The 25,566-nt window shown below is 42.0% G+C and carries 17 protein-coding genes; 9 read left to right on the top strand and 8 right to left on the bottom strand.

The window, feature by feature from the left end:
- Positions 1 to 261: 261 nt before the first annotated feature.
- The 4 genes from HMPREF1535_RS23340 to HMPREF1535_RS23325 all read left to right on the top strand — a co-directional run bounded on the left by HMPREF1535_RS23340 (position 262) and on the right by HMPREF1535_RS23325 (position 7,368).
- On the top strand, positions 262 to 2,547 hold the full coding sequence (locus tag HMPREF1535_RS23340; protein WP_187386449.1) for a SusC/RagA family TonB-linked outer membrane protein: 2,286 nt from the start codon (positions 262 to 264) through the stop codon (positions 2,545 to 2,547).
- 12 nt (positions 2,548 to 2,559) lie between these two features.
- Positions 2,560 to 4,107 (top strand): SusD/RagB family nutrient-binding outer membrane lipoprotein, encoded by a 1,548-nt coding sequence (locus HMPREF1535_RS23335; protein WP_046147776.1) that lies wholly within the window; start codon positions 2,560 to 2,562, stop codon positions 4,105 to 4,107.
- Between the two features lie 58 nt (positions 4,108 to 4,165).
- A complete protein-coding gene (locus HMPREF1535_RS23330) occupies positions 4,166 to 5,335 on the top strand; it encodes an alkaline phosphatase family protein (RefSeq protein ID WP_235438509.1) in 1,170 nt (389 codons plus the stop codon).
- Positions 5,336 to 6,231: 896 nt separating this feature from the next.
- A complete protein-coding gene (locus HMPREF1535_RS23325; RefSeq protein WP_046147774.1) occupies positions 6,232 to 7,368 on the top strand; it encodes an AAA family ATPase in 1,137 nt (378 codons plus the stop codon).
- 50 nt (positions 7,369 to 7,418) lie between these two features.
- Here HMPREF1535_RS23325 and HMPREF1535_RS23320 read toward each other — a convergent pair whose 3' ends face one another.
- Positions 7,419 to 8,819: a putative oxidoreductase C-terminal domain-containing protein gene (locus HMPREF1535_RS23320; RefSeq protein ID WP_046147773.1), complete on the bottom strand. Its 1,401-nt coding sequence runs from the start codon at positions 8,817 to 8,819 to the stop codon at positions 7,419 to 7,421.
- A gap of 246 nt (positions 8,820 to 9,065) precedes the next feature.
- Between HMPREF1535_RS23320 and dnaK the strand changes: the two genes are divergently transcribed.
- The gene (gene dnaK, locus HMPREF1535_RS23315; protein WP_007653744.1) at positions 9,066 to 10,982 is read left to right on the top strand and encodes a molecular chaperone DnaK; all 1,917 of its coding nucleotides are present in this window, start codon (positions 9,066 to 9,068) and stop codon (positions 10,980 to 10,982) included.
- Positions 10,983 to 11,148: 166 nt separating this feature from the next.
- On the opposite strand, the gene HMPREF1535_RS23310 is transcribed toward dnaK, so the two are convergent.
- From HMPREF1535_RS23310 to HMPREF1535_RS23300, 3 genes are read right to left on the bottom strand one after another with little or no spacing between them, the layout of a single operon-like run.
- Positions 11,149 to 11,931, bottom strand: coding sequence for an amidohydrolase (locus HMPREF1535_RS23310; RefSeq protein WP_007653745.1), 783 nt, complete (start codon positions 11,929 to 11,931; stop codon positions 11,149 to 11,151).
- Positions 11,932 to 11,940: 9 nt separating this feature from the next.
- Positions 11,941 to 12,486: a lysophospholipid acyltransferase family protein gene (locus HMPREF1535_RS23305; RefSeq protein ID WP_046147772.1), complete on the bottom strand. Its 546-nt coding sequence runs from the start codon at positions 12,484 to 12,486 to the stop codon at positions 11,941 to 11,943.
- Positions 12,486 to 12,776 (bottom strand): hypothetical protein, encoded by a 291-nt coding sequence (locus tag HMPREF1535_RS23300; RefSeq protein ID WP_007653753.1) that lies wholly within the window; start codon positions 12,774 to 12,776, stop codon positions 12,486 to 12,488. Before HMPREF1535_RS23300 ends, HMPREF1535_RS23305 begins: the two co-directional genes overlap by 1 nt.
- 126 nt (positions 12,777 to 12,902) lie before the next feature.
- Here HMPREF1535_RS23300 and HMPREF1535_RS23295 point away from each other — a divergent pair, with 126 nt between their 5' ends.
- Both HMPREF1535_RS23295 and glgP read left to right on the top strand, forming a co-directional pair.
- On the top strand, positions 12,903 to 14,561 hold the full coding sequence (locus tag HMPREF1535_RS23295) for a glycosyltransferase (RefSeq protein ID WP_046147771.1): 1,659 nt from the start codon (positions 12,903 to 12,905) through the stop codon (positions 14,559 to 14,561).
- Positions 14,562 to 14,649: 88 nt separating this feature from the next.
- Positions 14,650 to 17,220, top strand: a complete 2,571-nt coding sequence (glgP, locus tag HMPREF1535_RS23290; protein WP_010800339.1) for an alpha-glucan family phosphorylase — start codon at positions 14,650 to 14,652, stop codon at positions 17,218 to 17,220.
- A 66-nt stretch (positions 17,221 to 17,286) separates the two neighbouring features.
- Here glgP and HMPREF1535_RS23285 read toward each other — a convergent pair whose 3' ends face one another.
- A complete protein-coding gene (locus tag HMPREF1535_RS23285; protein WP_046147770.1) occupies positions 17,287 to 18,912 on the bottom strand; it encodes a RagB/SusD family nutrient uptake outer membrane protein in 1,626 nt (541 codons plus the stop codon).
- A 12-nt stretch (positions 18,913 to 18,924) separates the two neighbouring features.
- The gene (locus HMPREF1535_RS23280; RefSeq protein ID WP_082207587.1) at positions 18,925 to 21,699 is read right to left on the bottom strand and encodes a SusC/RagA family TonB-linked outer membrane protein; all 2,775 of its coding nucleotides are present in this window, start codon (positions 21,697 to 21,699) and stop codon (positions 18,925 to 18,927) included.
- Between the two features lie 464 nt (positions 21,700 to 22,163).
- On the opposite strand from HMPREF1535_RS23280, the gene mdh reads away from it, so the two are divergent.
- Complete coding sequence (gene mdh / locus HMPREF1535_RS23275) at positions 22,164 to 23,105, top strand: malate dehydrogenase (protein WP_007653761.1); 942 nt, start codon at positions 22,164 to 22,166, stop codon at positions 23,103 to 23,105.
- Between the two features lie 189 nt (positions 23,106 to 23,294).
- Positions 23,295 to 23,780 carry a GNAT family N-acetyltransferase gene (locus HMPREF1535_RS23270; protein WP_007653762.1) on the top strand — a complete coding sequence of 162 codons (486 nt, stop codon included), beginning with the start codon at positions 23,295 to 23,297 and terminating at the stop codon, positions 23,778 to 23,780.
- Here HMPREF1535_RS23270 and HMPREF1535_RS23265 read toward each other — a convergent pair whose 3' ends face one another.
- Positions 23,781 to 24,482 (bottom strand): response regulator transcription factor, encoded by a 702-nt coding sequence (locus tag HMPREF1535_RS23265; protein WP_007653763.1) that lies wholly within the window; start codon positions 24,480 to 24,482, stop codon positions 23,781 to 23,783.
- The gene (locus HMPREF1535_RS23260; RefSeq protein ID WP_224264474.1) at positions 24,476 to 25,558 is read right to left on the bottom strand and encodes a sensor histidine kinase; all 1,083 of its coding nucleotides are present in this window, start codon (positions 25,556 to 25,558) and stop codon (positions 24,476 to 24,478) included. Before HMPREF1535_RS23260 ends, HMPREF1535_RS23265 begins: the two co-directional genes overlap by 7 nt.
- Positions 25,559 to 25,566 lie beyond the last annotated feature (8 nt).

Raw genomic sequence — 25,566 nt, 5'->3', positions numbered from 1 at the left:
ATTCTGTCAAAGAACTACTGAAGGTCTTGTAACTGCGGGTTTCAGTTTTGAGACCTTCGCCACTTATCGTAGCAACTACCATGTCCTTGTGGACATCTATTCCACAACCCCGGAGGATGACTTGTTCAAAAGGTACTGTTTTCATTGCATTCGTTTTTTCGAGTGAATGACACTAAAGTAAACAATACCCCCCTATTTACATTCTCTTGGACGAAATTTATTTCATGGATGTTTCATGCTGGTTTTTTAAAATTACCAAAAGTGCAAAACTCATATAGTTCGGGAGGAAGTGGGAAATACGCCCCTGGAGATTATGTATGGGGAGATAAGTTGGATATAGGCCGGGTAGTCAGTCTATATAATCCATCCACCTATGAATGGGAAGACCAACCTTTAACCTCTAAAGGAAAAGATAATTTCAAAAATTTCCTTGAACAGGCATTAGTCACCAACAACAATATCAGCGTTTCGCAAAAAGGAGAGTTCGGTAGTGTACGTGCATCTTTGAACCATGTGTATAATAAAGGACAATATCCGAATTCCAAACAACAGAAACTGACTTTTTCTGTGGGCGGTGTCATGGATTACAAAAAATTTCATTTAGATGCAGAGATCGCTTACAATAAAAATATATTCTCAAATAATAATGGAGCCGGTTATGGAATGGGGAGTTATATGTATAATCTGCTTATTTGGACAGGGGCGGAATATGATATCCGAGATTATCGTAATTACTGGAGAGAAGGAAAAGTGCAGGAAGAACAAAACTGGATGGATGATTGGTGGTATGACAATCCTTACTTTCTGGCCTATGAACGTACCAATCAACGCCATCAAGATCTAACAAATGGAAGTTTGAATATGAGCCTGGAACTGACCGATTGGTTGAAATTGGTTATGCGTGTAGGAGGTGATGCGTTCAGAAATAAATACGTGTTTAAAGAACCTATCAGCACACGAAGCAACCGCAAAGGAGGATATAGCTTGTCAAACTATTCAGGATACAGTACAACCGATGATGTGATGTTATTGGCAAATAAAAAACTGGGAGATTTTACATTAGATGGTTTTCTGGGAGGATCTTTATATTTCAGAGAAAATAATGAACAAAAATCTGCTACCAGCAACGGCTTGAATATGCCCGGTTTTTTTTCATTGAATGCATCCGTAGATCCGGCAACTACATCTTCTTCCGTGACTAAGGAACAAATAAACAGTCTATATGGAAAAATCGGATTTTCCTGGAAAAGCGCTGTTTTTATAGAAGTTACCGGACGTAATGACTGGGCTTCTACTTTGGCAAAATCAGAACGGTCTTATTTCTATCCTTCCATTTCCGGAAGCCTTGTTATATCTGAACTTGCCCCGCTGCCCGAGATTTTCAATTTCTGGAAGATAAGAGGTTCATGGGCACAAACCAAATATCCGACCGGAGTATATGATATAAATTCGACGTATAGCGTTTCACGTAATTACTGGGGTAATACGACTGCCGCTTTTTATCCTTCTACAATTCGTGACGTCTCATTACGTCCCCGTTCTTCCCGATCTTATGAAATAGGTACGGATTTATATTTCTTCAATAACCGATTAAAATTCGACTTGGCTTATTACCATAAACTTCTTTATGATTTACAACGATACGTCGACATGAGCTATGCCAGCGGTTTCTCAAATACATTGATAAATTACGGGGAAGAACAACTAAGCCAGGGAGTTGAATTTACAATCAGCGGCGACATTATCAAAGAAAAAGATTTTTCATGGAATTCTTCATTCAATTGGGCCGCCGATCGGTACTACTATGCAAAAGTTGACGAAAAATATTCGACCCAAAAACCTTGGGTGGCAGCCGGAAAAGATTGGAACTGGCTGGAAATGTATGATTGGGAAAGAACCCCCGAGGGACAGTTGATCCTCTACAACGGAATGCCAAAGGAAAGCATTTACCCCAGTTATGCAGGCAGTTATAACCCCAAATGGATCTGGGGCTGGACAAATACATTCAATTATAAAGATTTTACATTGAGCTTCTCGTTTGACGGTCGCGTCGGTGGTCATATGTTTGACTACATGAGTTCTCGTTTATGGCATTCCGGGCGGCATATCGATTCTGATAACGAATATCGGTATGATGAAGTGGTAAACGGAAACCATGAAGGGTATATCGCTGAAGGAGTAAAAGTTATTTCCGGAGATGTCAAGTATGATTCTGACGGAAATATACTTGAAGACACTCGTGTTTTTGCTCCGAATGATGTAGCCGTTTCTTATGAAACTTATATGCGTTCTTATAATGGCAGTTCTTCTAAATCGAACTTTAAGAAGAGTAAAACCTTTTTCAAATTAAGGGAATTATCAATCGGCTATCGGTTACCGAAAAAATATTGTACACATATAGTGAAAGGGGCGGAAGCGGCCTTGGTAGGACAAAATCTATTAATATGGACGAAAGGTTTTAAATTTTCGGATCCGGATGTCGATACAGAAAATATAAACTCGCCGTCTGTACGTTATGTCGGGGTGAATCTAAAGTTGAACTTTTAAAACAGAAATGACATGAAAAAAATAAAATCATATATCAACTGTTGTCTTTTGGTTGTAGTAATATGCATGACTTATAGCTGCAGCAGATTTGATGAAATTAATACGAATCCGGATTCTGCAACTACCGCAACTCCGGGAATGTTGGCTACCGGACAATTGAAAGAGACCTTGAGAATAGGTGGAAAATCTGATCCTAAAGGATATTTTTACGATATGTTCCTCACCAAAATGATCAGTTGGCATGAGGGAGCGGAAGATAGCCGAAAAGTCCAGTATAACCGGATAAACACAACCGGATTTGGAGTATACAATAGCCTGACAAACTGTCTTAAGATGGTAGAATTGGCGTCGGATGTCGATAAGGAGGCTTATCAAGGACTAGCTCTGTTCATTAAAGTATTCAGGCTTTATGACACAACGATGAGTCTGGGAGATATTCCTTATTCGGATGCATTGAAAGGAGAAGAAGGAAATATCAAACCGAAATATGATACCCAAAAAGAAGTATTCGTACAAATGTTGGATGACCTGGATGCTTCGTACACACATTTTTCCAATGCGACTCGTAATTTCGATGGAGATTTCGTGTATGGCGGAGATCCTGAAAAATGGAAAAGAGCTGTATCTGCTTTGCAGTTAAGGATATTGATGAGCTTGTCTAAAAAAGAGAAAGAGGCAGAACTGAACGTTAAACAACGCTTTACGGCAATCGTCTCTCAACAAGTTTTATTTGAGTCAAACGCCGACAATTTCCAGTTAGTTTACGGAACATTATCTTCTCAACTGTATCCTCTTTATCTTTCACGATTCAATTTTTACTCGGGAGTATCTGTAACAATAATAGATACTCTGAAAAAATATCAGGACAATCGTCTTTTCTTTTACTGCAACCCGGCAAAGGCACAAACCAAAGCGGGTATACCCGACGAAGACTGGGATGCTTATTTAGGAATTGACCCATCCCGGGTGTATAGTGAAATATTGGATTTATACACTGCCGATAGCATATCAAATATAAATTCCCGTTTCTTTGAAATAGACAACTGCCAGCCAACAATCCAAATGGGGTATGCTGAATTAAATTTCGTTTTAGCGGAAGCTTGTCTCAGGGGGTGGATTGATGGAGATGCAAACTCTTATTATCATAAGGGGATTGAAGCCAGTATGAATTTCGCCGCTGCTTACACACCTCTCGCTTACAGGCATAATAGAGAAATAACAGACGATTATATTCAGTCTTTCTTAGACAAACCCGAATTACAATTAGGTGCAAAAGAAAGTACTTTTGAAAACGACTTGAATAAAGTCCTCACACAAAAATATCTGGACCTGTTCATGCATAATACTTATACCTGCTATTATGATTTTCGTCGGACCGGATACCCTAAACTTCCCGTTAATCCGTCGACAAACATGAATACCGTTCCGGACAAGATGCCAATGAGATGGAGATATGAACAGCGGGAGTATGATTTTAACCGCGAAAACCTGGAAGAAGCGATTCAACGTCAATATAATGGTAATGACGATTGGAATGAATTAATGTGGATATTAAAATAAAAACAGACTTATGAAACTCAAATGGATAATACTTTTTTGCAGTCTTTCTTTAATATCTATGGCTGCAAAAACAAAAAAAGCTGTGTTTATTATTGTTGATGGTATTCCTGCCGACATGATAGAGCGTCTAAACACACCAGCTATTGACGAAATCGCATCCAAAGGAGCTTATGCCCGAGCTTATACCGGAGGAGAAATTGGAAGTTATTCGCAAACTCCGACAATTTCAGCAATCGGCTATACCAATTTACTTACAGCTACCTGGATGAATAAACATAATGTAGATGGTAATTCGAATTTGAAGCCTAATTACAATTATTGGACGATTTTCCGGATTGCCAAAGAGCAATCTAAACCGTATAAAACGGCAATTTATTCAAGCTGGACAGATAACCGGACAGTCTTGTTGGGAGAAGGAAAGCCGGAAACTAATTATTTGAAGATAGACTTTATATGCGATGGATATGATTTGGATACACTTCGTTTCCCGAAAAAGGAGAAAGACCTGCGCATTTTCGATATCGATGAGTATGTGACGGAACAGGCTGCCAAAGGTATAAGACAGGATGCCGCAGATTTGAGTTGGGTATATCTATGGTATACGGACGATGCAGGCCATATTGAAGGAAACGGACGTTTCTTTGACGATTACACACAGAAAGCAGATGCACAGATCGGCAAGATTTGGGACGCAGTGAAGTATCGGGAAGCCAATTTTAACGAAGACTGGATGATCGTAGTAACGACCGATCATGGTCGTGGCGAGAATGGTCATGGACATGGCGGCCAGTCGAAACGCGAACGGACTACCTGGATATCGACTAACCAACCTGTCAATGAGCGATTTAACACAGAGGGCTTGGCCATCGTCGACATAACCCCTTCCATTTGCCGTTTTATGGAATTTAATATTCCGCAACAGGTACGATGGGAACAGGATGGAATCCCGTTTATAGGTCAAGTAGATATCACACAAATGGGTACTTCCCCTTACGACGACTCTGTCACACTTTCTTGGAATTGCCTCAATCCAGACGCAATGGTGGATATTTATGTTTCTTCAACGAACCAATACAAAGAAGGTGGCAAAGATCAATGGAAGAAAATCGCGAGAGTTCCTGCCAAGAAACAGATGTATGTGGTTTCTACCGATAAATTACCGGATTCTCACTATTACAAATTTTTACTGGAACCCCCCAACAATCATTTGAATCGTTGGGTACAATAAATCGGTAAATAAAAGTAGTAGTTTTTTCACATTGAGACACGCGAAATAACAAATTTAAATCCGTGTCTCAATGTCTCTTTTCCTTTGATCTGATTCCCGGCTCTTCTATTTATCGGAATCAGAAAAAGATTAATTATTCAAAATTATCTACCATATCTACAACTTACACTTCAGTCCATTGTTTATCAACTATATACATAATTGTTGCAGATAAAAAATCATCTACAATTACCAGCCTACATCTACCACTATTTTCCGTTTTTACAACTAACAATCGAAAGATCTTCCTGCTCACCGGATACATCATAAACATTATTCTTCATCGAATACGCTGTTTGAGAGAATCAACCAACCTGTTTCCATTTGTTTCCTGCTGAAGAAACAAGAGTTTATACGGCACAAAACTTTTGTTTCACCACATAGAAACTTTAATTTTTCATGTACAAAACAAAAGTTTTTCATGCAATAAACTATTTATTCGTTCCTTATCCTCCACCCATCGTTGCCTGCCAAGAAACAAACGTAAATTCTACTTTCACTCAATAACTAAGAATAATGATGTATATAAATATCAGTCTTCAGGCGAATACTGGCACTTCTTTTCAGAAAAACAAATAAAAAGTTACAAAATAAGCTTATAGTGGTAGATAACTGATATTAGTTGTAGATATATTTTCACCTGCAACCACTATATAATATATTTATTTTCAATTAAATCATAGCATAGTTGTAGATATTGTAGATAATAAATATAATTTAGAATAGAAAAGCTATAAATAATAAATTAATGAAATATAGTAAAATCAATATCCGATAAAGTAACTACGTTCCTAAAATATTCCAAGAACATACTTTTATTATAAACATAATAATTACATTTGCAATAAAAAGAAAATATGGATATAGCAGTGACGAATCCTTTTGTCGTAGGAAGGTATATTTCCGACAAGTATTTCTGTGATCGTGAACAAGAAACGGACTTTTTGATTAAACAGATTGAGAATGGCCGCAATGTAGCTCTGATTTCTCCTCGTCGCCTAGGGAAAACAGGGCTGATAAATCACTGTTTCCGTCAGAAACAAATCAAGGAAAGTTATTATACTTTTTTTATTGATATCTATGCAACGACCTCACTGGCTGAATTTGTCTATTTATTGGGAAAATCTATTTATGACGAACTAAAACCTTTGAAAACGTCCTGGAGCGAAAAGTTCTTTCAAATAATAACTTCATTACGCGTTGGATTTAAACTGGATGCATTGACGGGAGAACCCGGCTTCGATATCGGATTGGGAGATATTCAGACGCCACAAATCACACTGGATGAGATTTTCAACTATTTAGAATCAGCAGACAAACCTTGTATTGTGGCGATAGACGAATTTCAGCAAATAGCCGGTTACGAAGAGAAAAATGTCGAGGCTCTGCTACGTACGAAAATTCAGCAATGCAGCCATACCATGTTTATTTTTGCCGGTAGTAAACGACATCTTATGAATAATATGTTCAATTCGCCCTCAAAACCATTCTATCAAAGTTCCATAGGTATGGGATTGAAAGCTATCCCACAAGAAACTTATATCAAATTTGCAAATCGTATGTTTGAGGAACGTGGGAAACATATTGAAAGGACGGTTACTGAGAAAGTTTATTCGATGTTTGCCGGTTATACCTGGTTCGTTCAAATGATGATGAACGAATTATTTGCCCTGACTGCTCATGGAGAATGGTGTAAAACAGATAAGATCGAAACAGCACGAAAAAATGTTATCCAAACACAAGACAGCCTTTACCGGGAAATATTAGCAAACCTTGCAACCAAGCAAAAACAGGTACTGCAGGCCATAGCTAAAGAACGGGAGGCACAAGGCATAACATCTTCTGCCTTTATCAAGAAATACAATTTGCCTTCTGCCAGTTCCGTACAAGCAGCTGTCAAAGGATTGATAGAGAAAAACCTTATCACGCAAACAGATGGTGTTTATCGGGTATACGACTATTTCTTTGCCGATTGGTTGGCTACCGAATATTAAGGAGCGCTGATGGCTAAAACAATCTACGCTCCCTAATAGCCTGCCTTCCTTTACTTCTTTGCCTTTACCTTAGCCATCTCCAACGCATGCGTTGTCACATAATACTTGGCGATCATGTTCGGGACTTCCCAGTCCGGCAATTTTCCGTCCTGCAAATATTGCAGATAATTTTCCATCACCTGCCCGAAATGGGCTTCATGCCCTACCCTGTATGTTGCAGGGATCTGAACTTGCCATACATTATCCGAAACCTTATCCAAAGCAACTCCCGGATATTTATCCGCCACGGTCGACATGGCAGCAGCCAGTTCCTTTTCATAAGCAGCCAGATCGATATCAGGCAATGCCTCGATATATAATTCCGGTTTATATCCCTGCTCCTGTCCCTGACGGATAATCAAGTCGGCCTTACTTCCCTTCATGACAGAGAAATGAGTATCACCACCTCCTTCAGGGAAAGTATAATTCCAGATAACTGAAACTTTGGCCGTTACCCCTTTGATCTTATATACGATATCACCATTACAATATACTTTCAATGTATCGTTCTCCACATCCTTTTTCAGGAAATCAGGATAAGCATCCGTGCCTGTCACCTGCTTAAATTCCTCCGGACTGATTGAAGTTGTCCAACGGTTCGCATCAACCAATTCGATATCTTTTTTATAATCGATGATCTGTTCAGGAAAAGCCTCCCACTGAACGAGATCTACCAGGTGAGTTGTTACATCCACAATACCTTCCCCCTGCTGAGTTACATCAAAATACCACACTGGACGGGTCAGTGGTTTGTTATCCACCAGCTTAAACAAATGATGCACACTTTCCTTTACGATAGCCGGCTCGTCGGGAGAACCTTTCAGCTGTTCACCATATATCGCCGGAATTGTTGAAAGCTCACGCTGTAACATCGTTGTAATCTCATTCCTTTCAGTCATAATGTCATACAACAGGACGTTCTTTTGCCTGGCAATATCAAAACACTCTTCCAGTAATTTAAAATTCTGGCTATTGATTGCCATAGGCTTGTCAGACAGCACATTGATACCGGCTTCCAGTGTCTTCTTTATATATTCTGTCTTCTTACCGTTGTTACCGGCCTGAATCATGACATTACCCTTCTTCTCGGCAAGCATTTTTTCAAGATAATCGGTACCTGTATAAACAATTTCATTCCACAGTGTCGGATTCTCCGCACGAGTGTTAAATCCTTCGATACGCTTCAGGTGTTCGTTTACATCGAAACCTGTGGGAGCGTACACATAAACATCCTTGGAAACTTGTGGATAAGAGACTTTTTGTACCAGTGCTGCATGAAAATGTCCGGGATCGAGCGTTATCAGTTTCACCTCGCCCGGTGCGCCGGTAAACCCTTCTGCGTGTTCCTTCTTAGAGGAACACGCCGTTCCCAATAAAAGTGTAGCCATGGTAAAAACAAGATAGTTTTTCATTTTATATACGATTTAATTAATAATATTCTCCACCTTCGGTCTAAAATTATACAAGAATCACTTCTATGCCACAAAGATAAAAATATATCGTTTTAACATCTGCCGTATTGTCATTATTTCTGACAGCAAAAACAATTCGGAACCGTTCATTGTTACTTTGGCATACGTTTTGTATACTAATTGGTGCAACTCGACAAGAGAAAAAGCAAAGACGAAAAATAATAACAATTAAAATAGTAGAAAATTATGGGAAAAATTATTGGTATCGACTTAGGAACAACCAACTCATGTGTTGCCGTACTGGAAGGTAACGAACCGGTTGTTATTGCAAACAGCGAAGGTAAAAGAACGACTCCTTCAATCGTTGCATTCGTTGAAGGCGGCGAACGTAAAGTTGGTGATCCCGCAAAACGTCAGGCTATCACCAATCCGGAAAAAACTATATTTTCTATCAAACGTTTCATGGGTGAAACTTACGACCAGGTTCAGAAAGAAATCAATCGCGTACCTTATAAGGTAGTACGTGGCGATAACAACACTCCGCGTGTGGATATCGAAGGCCGTCTGTACACTCCGCAGGAAATTTCAGCAATGGTTCTTCAGAAGATGAAGAAGACTGCTGAAGATTATTTAGGACAGGAAGTAACAGATGCAGTTATCACTGTTCCGGCTTACTTTAGCGATGCTCAGCGTCAGGCTACAAAAGAAGCCGGTGAAATTGCCGGTCTGAATGTTCGCCGTATCGTGAACGAACCGACTGCCGCATCTCTGGCTTATGGTCTTGACAAGACCAACAAAGATATGAAGATCGCCGTATTCGACCTTGGTGGCGGTACATTCGATATTTCAATCCTTGAATTGGGTGACGGTGTATTTGAAGTAAAATCAACAAACGGTGATACTCACCTGGGTGGTGATGACTTCGACCACGTGATTATCGACTGGCTGGCAGAAGAATTCCTTCGTGAAGAAGGCGTTGACCTGCGCAAAGACCCGATGGCTTTGCAACGTTTGAAAGAAGCTGCTGAAAAAGCTAAGATCGAATTGTCAAGCACAACAAGCACAGAAATCAACCTGCCGTATATCATGCCGGTTAACGGTATTCCAAAGCACTTGGTTAAAACATTGACACGTGCTAAATTCGAACAGTTGGCAGACAGCCTGATCCAGGCTTGTATCGAACCGTGCCGTCAGTCATTGAAAGATGCAGGTTTGAGTACTTCCGATATCGACGAAGTAATCCTGGTAGGTGGTTCTACACGTATCCCGGCTGTACAGGCTATCGTTGAAAAATTCTTCGGCAAAGCTCCTTCCAAAGGTGTTAACCCGGATGAAGTAGTAGCTGTAGGTGCTGCAATCCAGGGTGGTGTATTGACTGGTGAAGTAAAAGACGTATTGTTGCTGGATGTTACTCCGCTGTCTCTGGGTATCGAAACAATGGGTGGCGTGATGACTAAGTTGATCGAAGCCAACACAACAATTCCGACTAAGAAATCGGAAACATTTACAACAGCTGTCGACAACCAGCCGTCTGTAGAAATCCATATCCTGCAGGGCGAACGTTCTCTGGCTAAGGATAACAAATCAATCGGCCGTTTCCATCTGGACGGAATACCTGCTGCACAGCGTGGTGTACCTCAGATTGAAGTTACTTTCGATATCGACGCAAACGGTATCCTGAACGTATCTGCAAAAGATAAAGGAACCGGTAAAGTACAGAGCATCCGTATCGAAGCATCCAGTGGTTTGAGCGACGACGAAGTAAAACGCATGAAAGACGAAGCTGCAGCCAATGCTGAAGCCGACAAGAAAGAAAAAGAACGTATCGACAAGCTGAACCAGGCTGACAGTATGATCTTCCAGACTGAAAAACAGTTGAAAGACCTGGGTGACAAACTTCCGGCTGATAAGAAAGCTCCTATCGAAGCGGCATTGAATAAGCTGAAAGAAGCTCACAAGGCTCAGGATATTGCAGGTGTCGATGCTGCCATGACTGAACTGAATACAGTATTCCAGGCTGCAAGCCAGGAAATGTACAATGCTCAGAATGCTCAGGGCGGTGCACAACCGGGACCTGATTTCGGACAGCAACAGGCCAACAACAATGCTGGCGGAGCTAAGGACGGTGGCGTAACAGATGTTGACTTCGAAGAAGTGAAGTAAGATAGATTACATTTTCCACATAAGATGAAGAGCGATTGTCGGATTAATCTCCGGCAGTCGCTTTTTTTTACCAAAACACAACTCACACCCTCTACGTATTTCCTAAAAAGAACGGCTACCAGGTTTCTTCCTGATAGCCGCTCTTTTTTTTCAATAACTCTATGACTCAGAGAATCGAAAAAGCATCTGCATCCTTCCACGCCGGGAATTTAGCACGCAATTCCTCCAAATCACTCTTATTTAATGTACAGGTACGAGTTATTTCCTCCCGTTTGCCGGCATCTGCCAGTTTCTTTCCTTTCGGAGAGAAGATCATGGAATCGCCCCGGTAAGTAAACCCTTTACCATCGATACCCACCCGGTTCACACCGCACACATACGCCATATTTTCAATGGCCCTGGCAGGCAATAATGCTTTCCATACCTTTTTACGAGGTTCAGGCCAGTTTGCTACATATATTAATAGGTCATACTCATTATCCACGTTGCGGCTCCATACCGGGAAACGGAGATCATAACAAACCTGCAAACAGATATTCCAGTCTTTATACTTTATTACCGTACGTTTATCGCCAGCCGTGAAATGCTTATCTTCAGCAGCCATCCGGAATAAATGACGTTTATCATAATAATATTCGTCCCCTTCCGGCGTGATAAAGAAAGCACGGTTAAAATATTTTCCGTCTTCTTTCGCAATAAAACTACCGGCGACAGCCAGATTATATTTAGCGGCCCATCCCTTTATAGTCGGGACAGTCGGGCCATCCATCGTATCTGCCAGCTTTTCCACCTCCATGGAAAAACCGGTTGTAAAGGTTTCGGGAAGTACGGCAATATCCGTTTTCCCACTCACACGCCGGAGTAATTCTCCGTAATAACCAAGATTCTCGTCTCTGTCTTCCCAAATGATATGGGATTGAATCATACTGATACGTAAGCTGTCTGCCATAATAGTAAATTAAACTTTTACGAAATTTTCCGGATGACAAGCTGTCACATCCCGGTAACTTTCACGAATTGTACGAATATCCTTTTCTGCATCCCCGGTTGGATAAAACAATCCTTTAAACCCGGCTTCCTTCTTTGCATAATCAAAATAAGCGATCATGATAGGAACCTGTGCCTTTTCAGCAATATAATAAAACCCTTTCTTCCATTCTTCCACCTTTTTACGTGTACCTTCCGGTGTCACAGCCAGCTGAAAAATTTTGCGTTTATTAAACACCTCAACCATCTGGTCGGTTACCGAAGTCCGTTGATGACGGTCGACAGGCACACCACCCAGCCACGAAAACAATATATTGAACGGAAAAAAGAACCATTCTTTTTTGATTAGAAAACTGGCGTTACGCCCTAATGCCGTATAAAACAACTTTCCGACAATAAAATCCCAATTGCTGGTATGCGGGGCAACGCATATCACACATTTAGGCACATCTTCGCCAACTGGTCCCAGTTTCCATCCGGCCATGCGAAGAAGTGCCTTACAGATCGCTTTCTTCATTATTTTTCTTTACTTAGCTCTCCTATTTCGTTAGCAATAGCGTCGACTTCTGTCTGCAAATCAACTCTAAGTTTACGATAATACTCTTTTACCAGTGTTTTGTTGTCTTTGGCATCCGGAGTTCCGGCACGACGGATAAATTCATCCTGCATATCCAGTATCCTTGTCAACAGAACATCAGCTTTATCTCCCTCTACTCCAGGAATAAATAGCTTACAAACTAATACTTCAGAAAACAGTTCACCTGCTACATAGCTGATTTCTTTCTTTAAAATTCTTCTTTTAGCCATAATTTTCGCATTAAAATATCTACAAATCTACAAAATCCTTTATTAAATAACTCACACCGCAGGAAAAAAGATAAAAATAATGTATCTTTGCAGCTTCAAATTCTCTGATTATAAACAAAATCGTTTATGGATACAAAGACAACAACGCCAGAATATCTCTTTGAAAGCAGTTGGGAAGTCTGTAATAAAGTGGGAGGGATCTACACAGTGCTGTCTACAAAAGCGCACACTCTGCAACAGATGTTTAACGATAAAGTGGTATTTATCGGACCTGATGTGTGGGGACCCGCTAACGCTCCGGACTTTATCGAAGATGATGCTCTGTTTGCTGATTGGAAAAAACATGCAAGAACCACTGACAAACTAAAAATGAAAGTCGGACGCTGGAACGTACCTGGTACTCCTCCGGTGGTATTAATCGACTTCAAGCCTTTTTTCAGTGATCGGGACGCTTTCTTTTACTCCATGTGGGAAAACTTCAGGGTAGATTCGATGCACGCTTATGGCGACTATGACGAATCCTGTATTTTTGCCTATGCAGTAGGAAAAGTGATTGAAAGTTTCTACAACTTCTATAATCTTTCCGATAAGAAAGTTACAGCACTGTTCAATGAATGGATGCTGGGTATGGGAGCGCTTTATATCAAAAAGCAAATCCCCGCCATTGCAACCCTGTTCACTACTCATGCTACATCTATCGGCCGTTCCATTGCCGGCAACAACAAAGCATTATATGCTTATATGGACGGATACAACGGCGACCAGATGGCGAAGGAACTGAATATGGAGGCCAAACATTCGCTGGAAAAGCAAACGGCTCACCATGTGGACTGTTTCACGACAGTCAGCGATATCACTGCCCGGGAGTGTAAGCAATTACTGGACAAGGCTCCGGATATTGTTACCCCGAACGGTTTTGAGCCCAACTTCGTTCCCGAAGGAAAAGAATATACCAAGAAACGTGCAGAAGCTCGCAAGAGATTGATCAATGTAGCCGAGAAATTACTGGGATGTCCCATCTCTCCGGATGCATTGCTCGTATCGACCAGCGGACGGTATGAATACCGCAACAAAGGGATCGATGTCTTCATCGAAGCCATGAACCGTGTACGCAATTCAGGAGAATTACAACGTGAAGTCGTTGCCTTCCTGATGGTTCCGGCCTGGGTCCGCGACGCACGCGCCGACCTGAAAGAGGTGATTGAAAAAAATATTCAGACCACCTCTCCCATGCAAATGCCTTTTATTACCCACTGGCTGAATCTGATGGATCAGGACAAGGTATTAAATTATATCTCACACGCAGGATTCACAAATCAGGCTTCCGAAAAACTGAAAATAATATTTGTGCCCTGTTACCTGGACGGACGCGACGGAATCTTTAACAAGCCCTATTACGATCTGCTGATCGGTATGGACGCAACTGTATATCCGTCATACTACGAACCCTGGGGATACACTCCACTGGAAAGTGTTGCCTTTGGCATACCGACAGTAACGACCAATCTGGCCGGCTTCGGCCTTTGGGCGGAAAAAAGTGTCTCCGGCAAAAACATCAGCGAAGGTGTGGCTGTTATTGAACGGACAGACTTCAACTATTTCGATGTTGCTGATGCTATCACTGCTTCAATCCTCTCACTCGTCAAGAAAGACAAAAAAGAAGTTGAAGAAATACGCAAACGCTGTTTTAAACTGGCAAAGCAGGCTGAATGGAGTAAATTCATTGTTTTCTATCAAAAAGCTTTCAGCGACGCATTGGAAGCTGCAACTAAAAGAAACAGTTAAACATAGCTCATAATTAGCAAGATAATTCTATCTTTGCCACAGTTTTTTACATCTTATTAAAAGTTGAATCATTTTAAATCTCACAATAATGAAAATCAAGGCGAATAACGCAAACAGTCCGATCTGGAAGGACGTTTATTCACATTCGATGCTTCCCGAAGCATTACAACCCTTACACGAAATGGCTACTAATTTGTGGTGGGTATGGAATCATGAAGGAGCTAAATTATTTGGAAAAATCGACAAAGACCTTTGGGTATCTACGGAAGGTAACCCGGTGCTTTTACTCCAAAGCTTATCATTCAAACGTATTGAAGAAATCCAGGCCGACAAAGTATTGATGGCCGAAATCCAGGAAGTTTACGCCAGCTACAGAAAATATGTGGACGTAAAACCGGATGCTACTAAACCGTCTGTTGCATATTTCAGTATGGAATACGGACTCACCAACGTGTTGAAAATATACTCCGGTGGTCTGGGTGTTCTGGCAGGTGACTACCTGAAAGAAGCCAGCGACAGTAACATCGATCTGACAGCTGTAGGTTTCCTGTATCGTTACGGATACTTTACACAATCACTGTCTATGGACGGACAGCAGATTGCAAACTACGAACCGCAGAATTTCAACTCTTTACCTCTTTCTCAGGTAATGCAGTCAAACGGCGAACCGATGGTATTGGAAGTACCTTATCCAGGCAGAACCGTATATGCTCATATCTGGAAAGTAAGCGTAGGACGTGTTCCTTTGTATCTGATGGATACAGACATTCCTCAGAACAGTGAATGGGACCGTTCAATCACTCACCAGTTATATGGCGGCGACTGGGAAAACCGTATGAAACAGGAATATCTGTTAGGTATCGGCGGTATCCTGATGCTGGATAAACTGGGTATCAAAAAACAGATCTATCATTGTAACGAAGGCCACGCAGCATTGATCAATGCTCAGCGTCTGGTTAACTATATCCAGAACGACGGACTTACTTTCAATCAGGCATTGGAAGTTGTACGCGCTTCTGCTCTTTATACAGTACATACTCCGGTTCCTGCCGGACACGACTATTTTGACGAAGGCCTGTTCGGTCGCTACATGGGTGAATTCCCCGGTAAGCTGGGTATCAGCTGGCAGGAATTTATCGATATGGGACGCGAAAACCCGGGTTCTAACGAAAAGTTCTCTATGAGTGTATTCGCTTTGAATACTTGCCAGGAAGCAAACGGCGTAAGCTGGTTGCACGGAAAAGTATCACAACGCATGTTTGCTCCGGTATGGAAAGGATATTTCCCGGATGAACTGCATGTAGGATATGTAACTAACGGCGTACACATGCCGACATGGGCTTCTACAGAATGGAAACGTTTCTTCCACCAGCGTTTCGGTGAAAAATTCTTTGAAGACCAATCCAACAAAAAACTTTGGGAAGCTATCCAGAACGTCAACGACGACGATATCTGGGAACTGCGCAAAACTCTGAAAAATAAACTGATCGAATACATCAAAGGCCAGTACAAACAGAGCTGGTTGAAGAATCAGGGAGACCCTGTAAAGGTTGTTTCTATCCTTGAAAAGATCAACCCGAATGCGTTGCTGATCGGTTTCGGCCGTCGTTTCGCCACTTATAAACGTGCACACTTATTGTTCACAGACCTTGACCGTTTGGCTAAGATCGTAAACAATGAAAAATATCCGATCCAGTTCGTATTTACCGGAAAAGCCCACCCGGCTGACGGCGGCGGACAGGGATTGATCAAACATATCGTAGAAATCTCACGTCGTCCGGAATTCCTGGGTAAGATCATCTTCCTCGAAAACTACGACATGCGTCTGGCACGTCACCTGGTTGCCGGTGTCGACGTTTGGTTGAACACTCCGACCCGTCCGCTGGAAGCATCAGGTACATCCGGTGAAAAAGCAGAGATGAACGGTGTACTGAACTTCTCCGTACTCGACGGATGGTGGTACGAAGGTTATAAAGAAGGCGCTGGTTGGGCATTGACCGACAAGCGTACTTACGAAAACCAGCAGTATCAGGATCAGTTGGATGCCGCTACGATCTACCATATATTGGAAACAGAGATCATCCCGACTTACTATGCTAAAAACAGCAAGGGATACTCTCCCGAATGGATCCAATATATCAAGAACTCAATGTCTCAGATCGCTCCCGACTATACAATGAAACGTATGTTGGACGATTATATCAGCCGTTTCTACAGCAAACTGGCTAACCGTTCCGCCCATTTGCGTGAAGGTAACTACGCTGAAGCCAAAGCTATCGCAGCATGGAAAGAAGAAGTGGCAGAACATTGGGACAGCTTCCAGGTTGAATCATTCACTTGCAGCAAGGATCTGGCTATCGACGGACCGGTTGTCGGCAAAGAATATTCATTCAATCTGGTAATCGACCGCAAAGACCTTCAGGGAATGCTTGGAGCTGAAGTGGTTGTGACCAAAGAAAACTCGGAAAATCATCAGCTTGAATTGCTTTATACAAAACCGTTCGTGCTGAAGAAAGAAGAAGGTTCTAAACTGTTCTTTGAATTGAAAACAACTCCGAGCGAAGCTGGTGTTCATAAAATGGGCTTCCGTGTTTACCCTGTAAACAAAGAATTGCCTCACCGTATGGACTTTGCTTATGTTCGTTGGATTCAGTTATAATAAACAGTTATAGCAAATATGAAAAAGGATGCTTCCATAACGGGGGCATCCTTTTTTCATATTTATTTAATATCCAGGATTCTGTGTCAGATTTCTATTCAGGGAAAGTATATTTTCGGGAATCGGAAAGACAGTCGTATAACCACTGCTTTCTCCCGGTAACTGCGGACGGCTGCTATAGGTCCGTGTAAAAAGACCAAAGCGGACCAGATCCTGCCTCCTCCACCCTTCCCAGGCAAATTCCAGTTGACGTTCGGCCAGTATATTATCTAAAGTAGCCTGACGGTCCGGCATTCCGACACGGGAACGGACCTGATTCAACTCTGCATCCCCGTTTCCCCCGTTACGGACCAATGCTTCACTTTTCATCAGCAAAACATCGGCATAACGGAACAGCACAATATCATTATCCATCAGCTTCCCGTCTTTAGTCGCCGTTTTATCGATTGCATATTTCTTCATACGGGCACCCGCCACCTTCTCAAACGGTTTGCCGGATATATCCACATCCACCTTCCAGGGCAGATATTCCAACACCTGCCCGGTATCGAGCCGAACGGTATCCCCATTCAGATCAAGCACAACACCGGCAAAATAGCATTTACTGAAACGAGCATCGACCGAATCCGTATCATAACCGAAAGTCCGGAGTGCTTCTATTGTAGCGGCAGAGCCATTCTCACCGGATAATCCGTAAGCCTTCGCATGATTATAATGACGGGAGCGAAACAGGTATTGCATCTGGTTCGTATAAAAATTCTTATCCATCGGAATCGTAAAGATATTCTCTACAGAGGTTTCGTTAAATACGGAAAAGTTCTCTTCATAAGTACGTGACAACTGATAACCAAGCGCTGTTATGGAATCGCAATAAGCGATCACGGTTTCCCACGCATTCAACCGTTGACCGCCGACTTCAAAAAACACACTTTTTCCATCCGGCTGACTTCCGGCCGTCCAGTTATTATTTGTGTAAACTTCGGCATTCAAAGCCAGTTTAGCCAACAGAAAATAAGCAACCGGACGTGTCAAACGCCCGTAATAGTCACCGAGCTGGTTACTACGCTCCGCACTTAGCAACGGTGCTGCTTCCTGCAATTCTTTTACCACAAGCTCAAACACTTCCTGCCGGGTACTCTGCTTTACATCTTTCATCGGAGTGGATGACGACAATACAAGCGGAACACGTCCGAACATATCCACCAGGTAATAATAATACATGGCCCGGAAAGCACGCACCTCAGCCATATAAGCCGGGATATACCGGTTGTCCGTCTGCTTATAAAATTCGTCCAGACGTTCCAAAGACTTATTGCTCAACACAATCACCTTATACAAATACTCCCAGGTCGCCCGTATGGCATCACTGCTGACACCCCATTTATGCAGAAACAAACCTTGCCAGAAACCACCGTCATACCAGTCACCGCCACGGGTCGGAAGGATCGCCTCATCCGTCGTAAAGGTATTCAGGTCATATACTCCCCGGTAAGTTCCCTGTAATCCCTGGCTATCGCTGTAACCACCTACATAATTATAAAGCGTTGCAACCGTGTTCAGGTAGACCGAAGTGGCATTATCATAGGCTTCCTCTTCCGAAATTTGATCTCGCGGATTCTCTTCCAGGAACTTACTACAGGAAAGAAAAGTAAAACCGCACAAAATATAGGATAGTAAAACTAACTTCTTCATCACTACTAATTATTAAAATTGAAAACTCAAACCGACCGTATAAGAACGGTAAACCGGATAATTCCGCTTATCGTCTATCCCCAGCGTATTATTCACAATATAACTATTGATCATAGGAGTCAGGCCGGAATAGCCGGTGATCGTTGCCAGATTATTGACAGAACAGGACAACCGCAGGTTCTGCACATATTTCTTCCACTTGCCCAGCGGGACATTCCATCCCACGGTCAGATAGTCAAAGTTGATGTAATCACCTTTCTCCAACCAGTAATCCGTTGCCGTCTGATCCTTTATATTCTGTTCCGGAGCACCTTGCATCACATTGTAATCGGGGAAACTGCCCATATTCATATAAGTAAGGGAAGTCCCGTTGTATATCTTATGCCCGAAGGCTCCGTTTATCTGTAAAGAGACATCGAACTGCTTGTAGCGGAAACTGATATTCGATCCCAGCATCGTCTTGGGAGTCGCCTGTCCGGCAATGTAACGGTCTTCGCCATCTTCCAGATTCACACCATCGCCATTCAGGTCGGCAATCTCATATCTGTAACTACCATCCTCCTGCTGTGTCAGCCCGGTACAATGAGGAAGATAAAAGACACCTAAAGGCTGTCCGACAATCTGATAGACGATATGGTTATAACCTCCGTGGAAACCAGCGCCATTCAGATCGGAGATACTGGTATATTCCGGTGCCGACATCTGTTCGCCTTTGTACATACCGCTCAGGGACAGGAGTTTGTTCTGCTGGAAAGTAACGTTGACATTGATGCTCAATTCCATATCTTTCGTTTGCAAAGGAGTAACGCCGAAACCCAGTTCGACACCGCTATTCCGCATCGAACCGAGGTTTGCCAACAGTTTATTGTAGGCAAAAGGCGGAACGCTCACATCATAAAGATAAAGCATATCGCTGGTCTTCGAATGATAATAATCGACAGTCATCAACAGACGGTTACGGAAGAAACCGACATCTATCCCTGCATTCACGGTACGTTTTACTTCCCATTTCAGGTCGGGGTTGGCATTCCGGATTACCCCCATCGTTACCGTCGGGCTACCTCCTACCGATACCACGCCATTGGGTTTCACCAGTTGCAGGGAGTTATAAGAATCGATCGCATCCTGATTACCGGAAAGACCGTAGCCGGCACGCAGTTTCAGATTATTCAGAAAAGTGAACTGTTTCATAAAATCCTCCTCCGTGATTATCCAGGCAGCCGAGACAGAAGGAAAGAACCCCCATTTATTATTCTTGCCGACTTTGGAGGAAGCATCCGCACGGGCATTGACCGTCGCCACATATTTTCCGGCATACATATAGTTGACACGTCCCAGAAAAGAGCTCAACCGTGGGTCTTCATAATAAGAGTTCGTTCCCTCCCAAAGACGTACAGCCCCTGCCTGCAAATTATTATATCCGAATTTATCCGTTGAGAAATTCGTAACAGTCGTATAAAATCCGGTCAGGATATTCTTCTGAGCTTCCACCAGTCCAAGCGCATCCAGGTGATGCTTTCCCCAATCATTCGAATAACTCAGCAACAAATTACCCAACAAGTCCTCCATCTTCCTCTCTCCTTTATAGGCTTGTCCGTGCGCCCATACCGTGGTCGGCAGATACTGGGAGTTATCTATTATATTATATGTATAGGAACCGAAGGCTGAAAACTTAACCTGTTTGCTCAGGTTGACCGTAAACTTCAGATGGGTATTGAAATGGGCATTCGAATCATCATCTTTCACCTCCAGCCAGGCAAGCGGATTGGTAATCTGGCTGGCATTGGTTACCCCGTTCCATGCTCCGGTCTGTTCGTCCCGATGGTTCGGGAATGTCGGATTAAACGCGGCAGCTGAATAGAAAGTCTTCTGGATATCATTCAGATAACGGTTCTTTTGCAAGGAGCCGAAGACACCCAGGTCTATCTTCAACCGGTCATTGAAAGCACGCTGGGCGATATCCAGTTTAACGGTAAAGTTCTGAAAATCATTTGTCCGCACCACGCCATCCCGGTCCATAACACCAAGGGAAGCACGATAGTTGGACGTTTCAGAGCCTCCCCCCAAAGCTATATGATGATTCTGCACAATCCCGGTACGGGTTATTTCATCCGGGAAATTCGTATTATAACCCAGATCCAGTATGTCGATATTACGTTCGGAAGCCACCGCCCGGAAATCGTCTCCCGACAGCATCTTCATATTCTTATAGACAGCCTCCACCCCGAAACTGCCATCGTAACTGATACTGAAAGCGCCGCCTTTCCCTTTCTTCGTCGCCACCTCGATCACCCCCGAAGCACCACGCGAACCGTACTGTGCCGTCTCGGAAGCATCTTTCAGGATAGTGAAACTCTCGATATCCGCCGGATAAATGGAACTAAGCGTATTCAGGTCGGAAGAAACCCCATCGATAATGACCAGCGGGTCGTTCCCTCCGGTCAGCGAAGTCGTTCCCCTCACCCGGACAGCACTCAGTGCAGCCGCCCTGTTTGCTCCGGTAGAGATACTGACCCCCGCCGCCTGTCCGCTCAAAGCGTTCAGCGAACTGGAGACAAACCCCTTGTTCATACGTTTTTCGGAAACTTTATCAACAGAACCTGACATGGTCCGCTGATTCCCCGTTGCATATCCAACGGCTATCTCATCATCCAGCCGTATGGAATCAGGTACAACCGTCCTGAACGTATCCGTCGGTAACGGAGCGACCTGCGCCTGCCCTTCAATCCCCCGGACAGCTAATAAAAATATCGGAAATATGAATAAAGAAAAATAGAACTTAACCATATGCATATCGATTTAAGATTATGAACCCCTTTTCAATAAAAACTACCGACCGCAAGCGATTGTTCATAAATATAATAAATGTTTTTAAATCAATGCTTATTTCTGTAATATTACTTGTATTGGCAGATTCAGAATTAATCAGATATGAATTTAAACTATAACATATCCCCACTGCTATGGGGATATTCCCCCATTGTAATGGGGATTATTCCCCTCCTATAGGGGGAAAATTCCCCACACAAATAAAAAAAGTGGGGAATTTCTTACGATGACTCAAATAGTATCAGAAGCGAGTCCATTCTTTCTAAACAAGCCTTCCCCCTGTCCCCCATTTAGTGATAATTAATAGTCCTCGCAAATAAATTATTTACGGAAATATTTCTTTATTCAGCAATACATTGTACCTTTGTCCTCGTTAAAAAAGAAAGTATTATTATAAGTAATAACATATAAAACTTATTATTATGTCTAAAGTAACAGTTGTTGGCGCCGGTAATGTAGGTGCTACTTGCGCAAATGTTCTTGCCTTCAATGAAGTGGCAGACGAAGTTGTAATGCTTGATGTTAAGGAAGGCGTTTCCGAAGGCAAAGCAATGGATATGATGCAGACAGCTCAGCTGCTGGGTTTCGATACTACAGTTGTAGGTTGCACAAACGACTATGCTCAAACAGCAAATTCTGATGTTGTTGTTATCACTTCAGGTATTCCCCGTAAACCGGGTATGACTCGTGAAGAGTTGATCGGTGTAAACGCTGGTATCGTGAAGAGTGTAGCTCAGAACATCCTGAAATATTCTCCGAATGCAATTATCGTAGTTATCTCTAACCCGATGGATACAATGACTTACCTGTCATTGAAATCTCTGGGCTTGCCGAAAAACCGTATCATCGGTATGGGTGGCGCATTGGATAGCTCTCGTTTCAAATATTTCCTGTCTCAGGCATTAGGATGCAATGCTAACGAAGTAGAAGGTATGGTAATCGGTGGTCACGGTGATACTACAATGATTCCGTTAGCTCGTCTGGCTACTTACAAAGGTATCCCTGTAAGCAAACTGCTGAGCGCTGAAAAATTGCAGGAAGTTGTTGCTTCTACTATGGTTGGTGGTGCTACACTGACAAAACTGTTGGGTACTTCTGCATGGTATGCACCGGGTGCAGCAGGAGCATTCGTTGTTGAATCTATCATCCACAATCAGTGCAAAATGGTTCCTTGTTCAGTTTATCTGGAAGGAGAATACGGCGAATCAGATCTTTGTATCGGCGTTCCTGTTATCCTGGGTAAAAACGGTATCGAAAAGATCGTTGAACTGGAACTGACAGCTGAAGAAAAAGAATTGTTCGCTAAGAGCGCTGCCGCTGTTAAGGGAACAAACGCTGCACTGAAAGAAGTAGGTGCTTTATAATCAAGAAACAAACTCGTTGATTATATAGTAAAGAGGATAGCTCCATAGAGGTTATCCTCTTTTTTTATGAGAATATATATAACTTTGATTTTACCTTTTTTACAGATACATAATACATATCTTTTCCATACCGGAAAAATATGGAGGAGCCTTTATTATTTTATCATTATCTTTACCTCAAAAAGTATTATGATCCGTCCAATGACATTGCATGATATCGCCGAGATCGTTGCGATCTATGCCCACTACGTGAATAACACGGTAATCACCTTCGATACGGAAGTTCCATCCGAAGCGGAAATGCGTCAGCGGCTGGCTCCCGTCATAGAAAACTTTCCGGCATGGGTCTGCGTTGAAGACGGGAAAGTTATCGGTTACTGCTATGCCCACGAATGGAAAACCAAAAAAGCCTACAACACAACCGTAGAAACGACTATCTACCTGCATCCCGACTATCCCGGCAGAGGATACGGCCGGTCATTAATGAACCAACTGATCGAAGACTGCCGCAACCGCTCATTTCATGTGCTGGTTGCCTGCATCACCATCCCCAATGCCCCCAGTGTAAAACTACACGAAAAGCTACACTTCAAACAAGTCTCCAGCTTCCATGAAGTAGGCCGCAAATTCGACCGTTGGCTGGATGTGGCCGACTATGAGCTGATTATTGAGTAATCACTCAACAATTTCTCTTTTGGCAATAGAAAGCATATATCCTATATCCGGCAATGTTTTAATAGCCAGGCTATCATCCACTAGCAAAAGAGTTCTCAATTTCGATATAAAATTATTCAAGCTAGCTTCATAAAGATCACAATCATTCCAAATTTCCTTATAAAAACAATTACGGGAAACCACTTCGCCTTGTTTTTCTATTAACAATAACAATATTTGATATTCAGTTTTACTAAGCTTCTTTATCAGTCTATTGTCAACAAGCAAATCGCGAGTCTCCTTATTCAATTGCAACCTGCCAAAAGGAACCAAGCATGAAGGTCCTGGAAAACAGGCATATTGCCGGATGTAGACAATCAGTTCTTCCATATCAAACGGCTTTTTAATATATACTTTTCCACCAGCCTCTATACCTTGAGCAATCTCATATCCTCTAACATGCGACGAAACAAATAAAATAGGAATTGTAATACCACGGGACTGTATCTCAGAAGCAAACTCAATCCCATTATCTTCCCCCATTTCAACATCCAACACTATTATATCGGGTTCAAAAGAAAGAACTGCATTTACTGCTCCATATAAAGACGATTGAAAAATGGCCTTCATCTCTTCCTCTTTTAAAAAAGACACGATCATATTTCCTAACAAAATATCATCATCGAAAACTATTACTTTTATTTTTTTGTCTGTATTTAGCATGGCAACGTTATAAAAAATGTACAACCTTTCCCCTCTACACTTTGAAAAGCGAGAGAGCCCCCCATATCCTTTATCACCCGAGCTGTATATAACAATCCCAAACCATGCCCCCTAGGCTGATTGTGGTGATCGCCTCTGCAAGATTGGATAAAAAGTTTTTTTGTAAGTTTGGCAGGTATCCCCCATCCCGTGTCTTTTATTGTAATAGTATATTCATCAGAACTGTTTTCAAGAAAAATCTCAATCGCCACATTTTCATCGGAATACTTTAATGAGTTATCCAATAGATTTGTAATGCAATTTCCCAAGTAAAAAGGATCTACATTAACCCATTCGGTTGTCAACTCATTTTCTATTGATAATACAAAATGCTTATCAGAGTAGAGTCTAGATAAATTACCTACGACGGAATTTATCAATCCTACCAAATCAACATATTCTTTTTTATATGAAATTGGTAGATCTCTCATTTTCAAAACTGATAATAAAGTTTCAATCGCATTACTCAATGTATACAATTGTGCTTTACAATTCAAAAAAGACTGTTTCTTCGCCTCATCGCATTCTTTACCTGCAAATCTGGAAATGAGCAGATAAGTTAAATTCAAAGGAGATTTCAAATCATGTATGGTTCCATATATAGCCAACATATTCGATTTCAACATCTTTTCTCTTTTCAATATATTAAGCAACAAATAAATCAGACATCCGATACTAATCACCATTGCCCAACATGAGATATCATTAATTCTTTTCATTTTCCCTATAATAAAAGAGGAGGGAATAACTGTCGAACATTGCAAAGATAAAGCATCAGAAATTTTTATACACGGAGAGATATAAACATAATCATCTTCTTTTTTCACATCGCACCCGATAGTATTGACCATCCGCCCATTTTCATATAGCTCTAATTTATAGATGAACATAAGATTGAGCGCATCCAAACGCTTTTGCAAATATTTATCCATTTCAAACAGATCAAAAGGCAAAGAGCCGACTCTCTCCTGTTGGACATAGATATTCAACAGGTTGTTGAAGAACAGGGAGTAATCTTCATAATAAGTTTTCTTCATATTATAAA

This window comes from Parabacteroides goldsteinii DSM 19448 = WAL 12034, from assembly GCF_000969835.1.
GTDB lineage: Bacteria > Bacteroidota > Bacteroidia > Bacteroidales > Tannerellaceae > Parabacteroides > Parabacteroides goldsteinii.
Note: the sequence above shows the minus strand (reverse complement) of the source record. Positions and strands in the feature narration are given on the sequence as shown.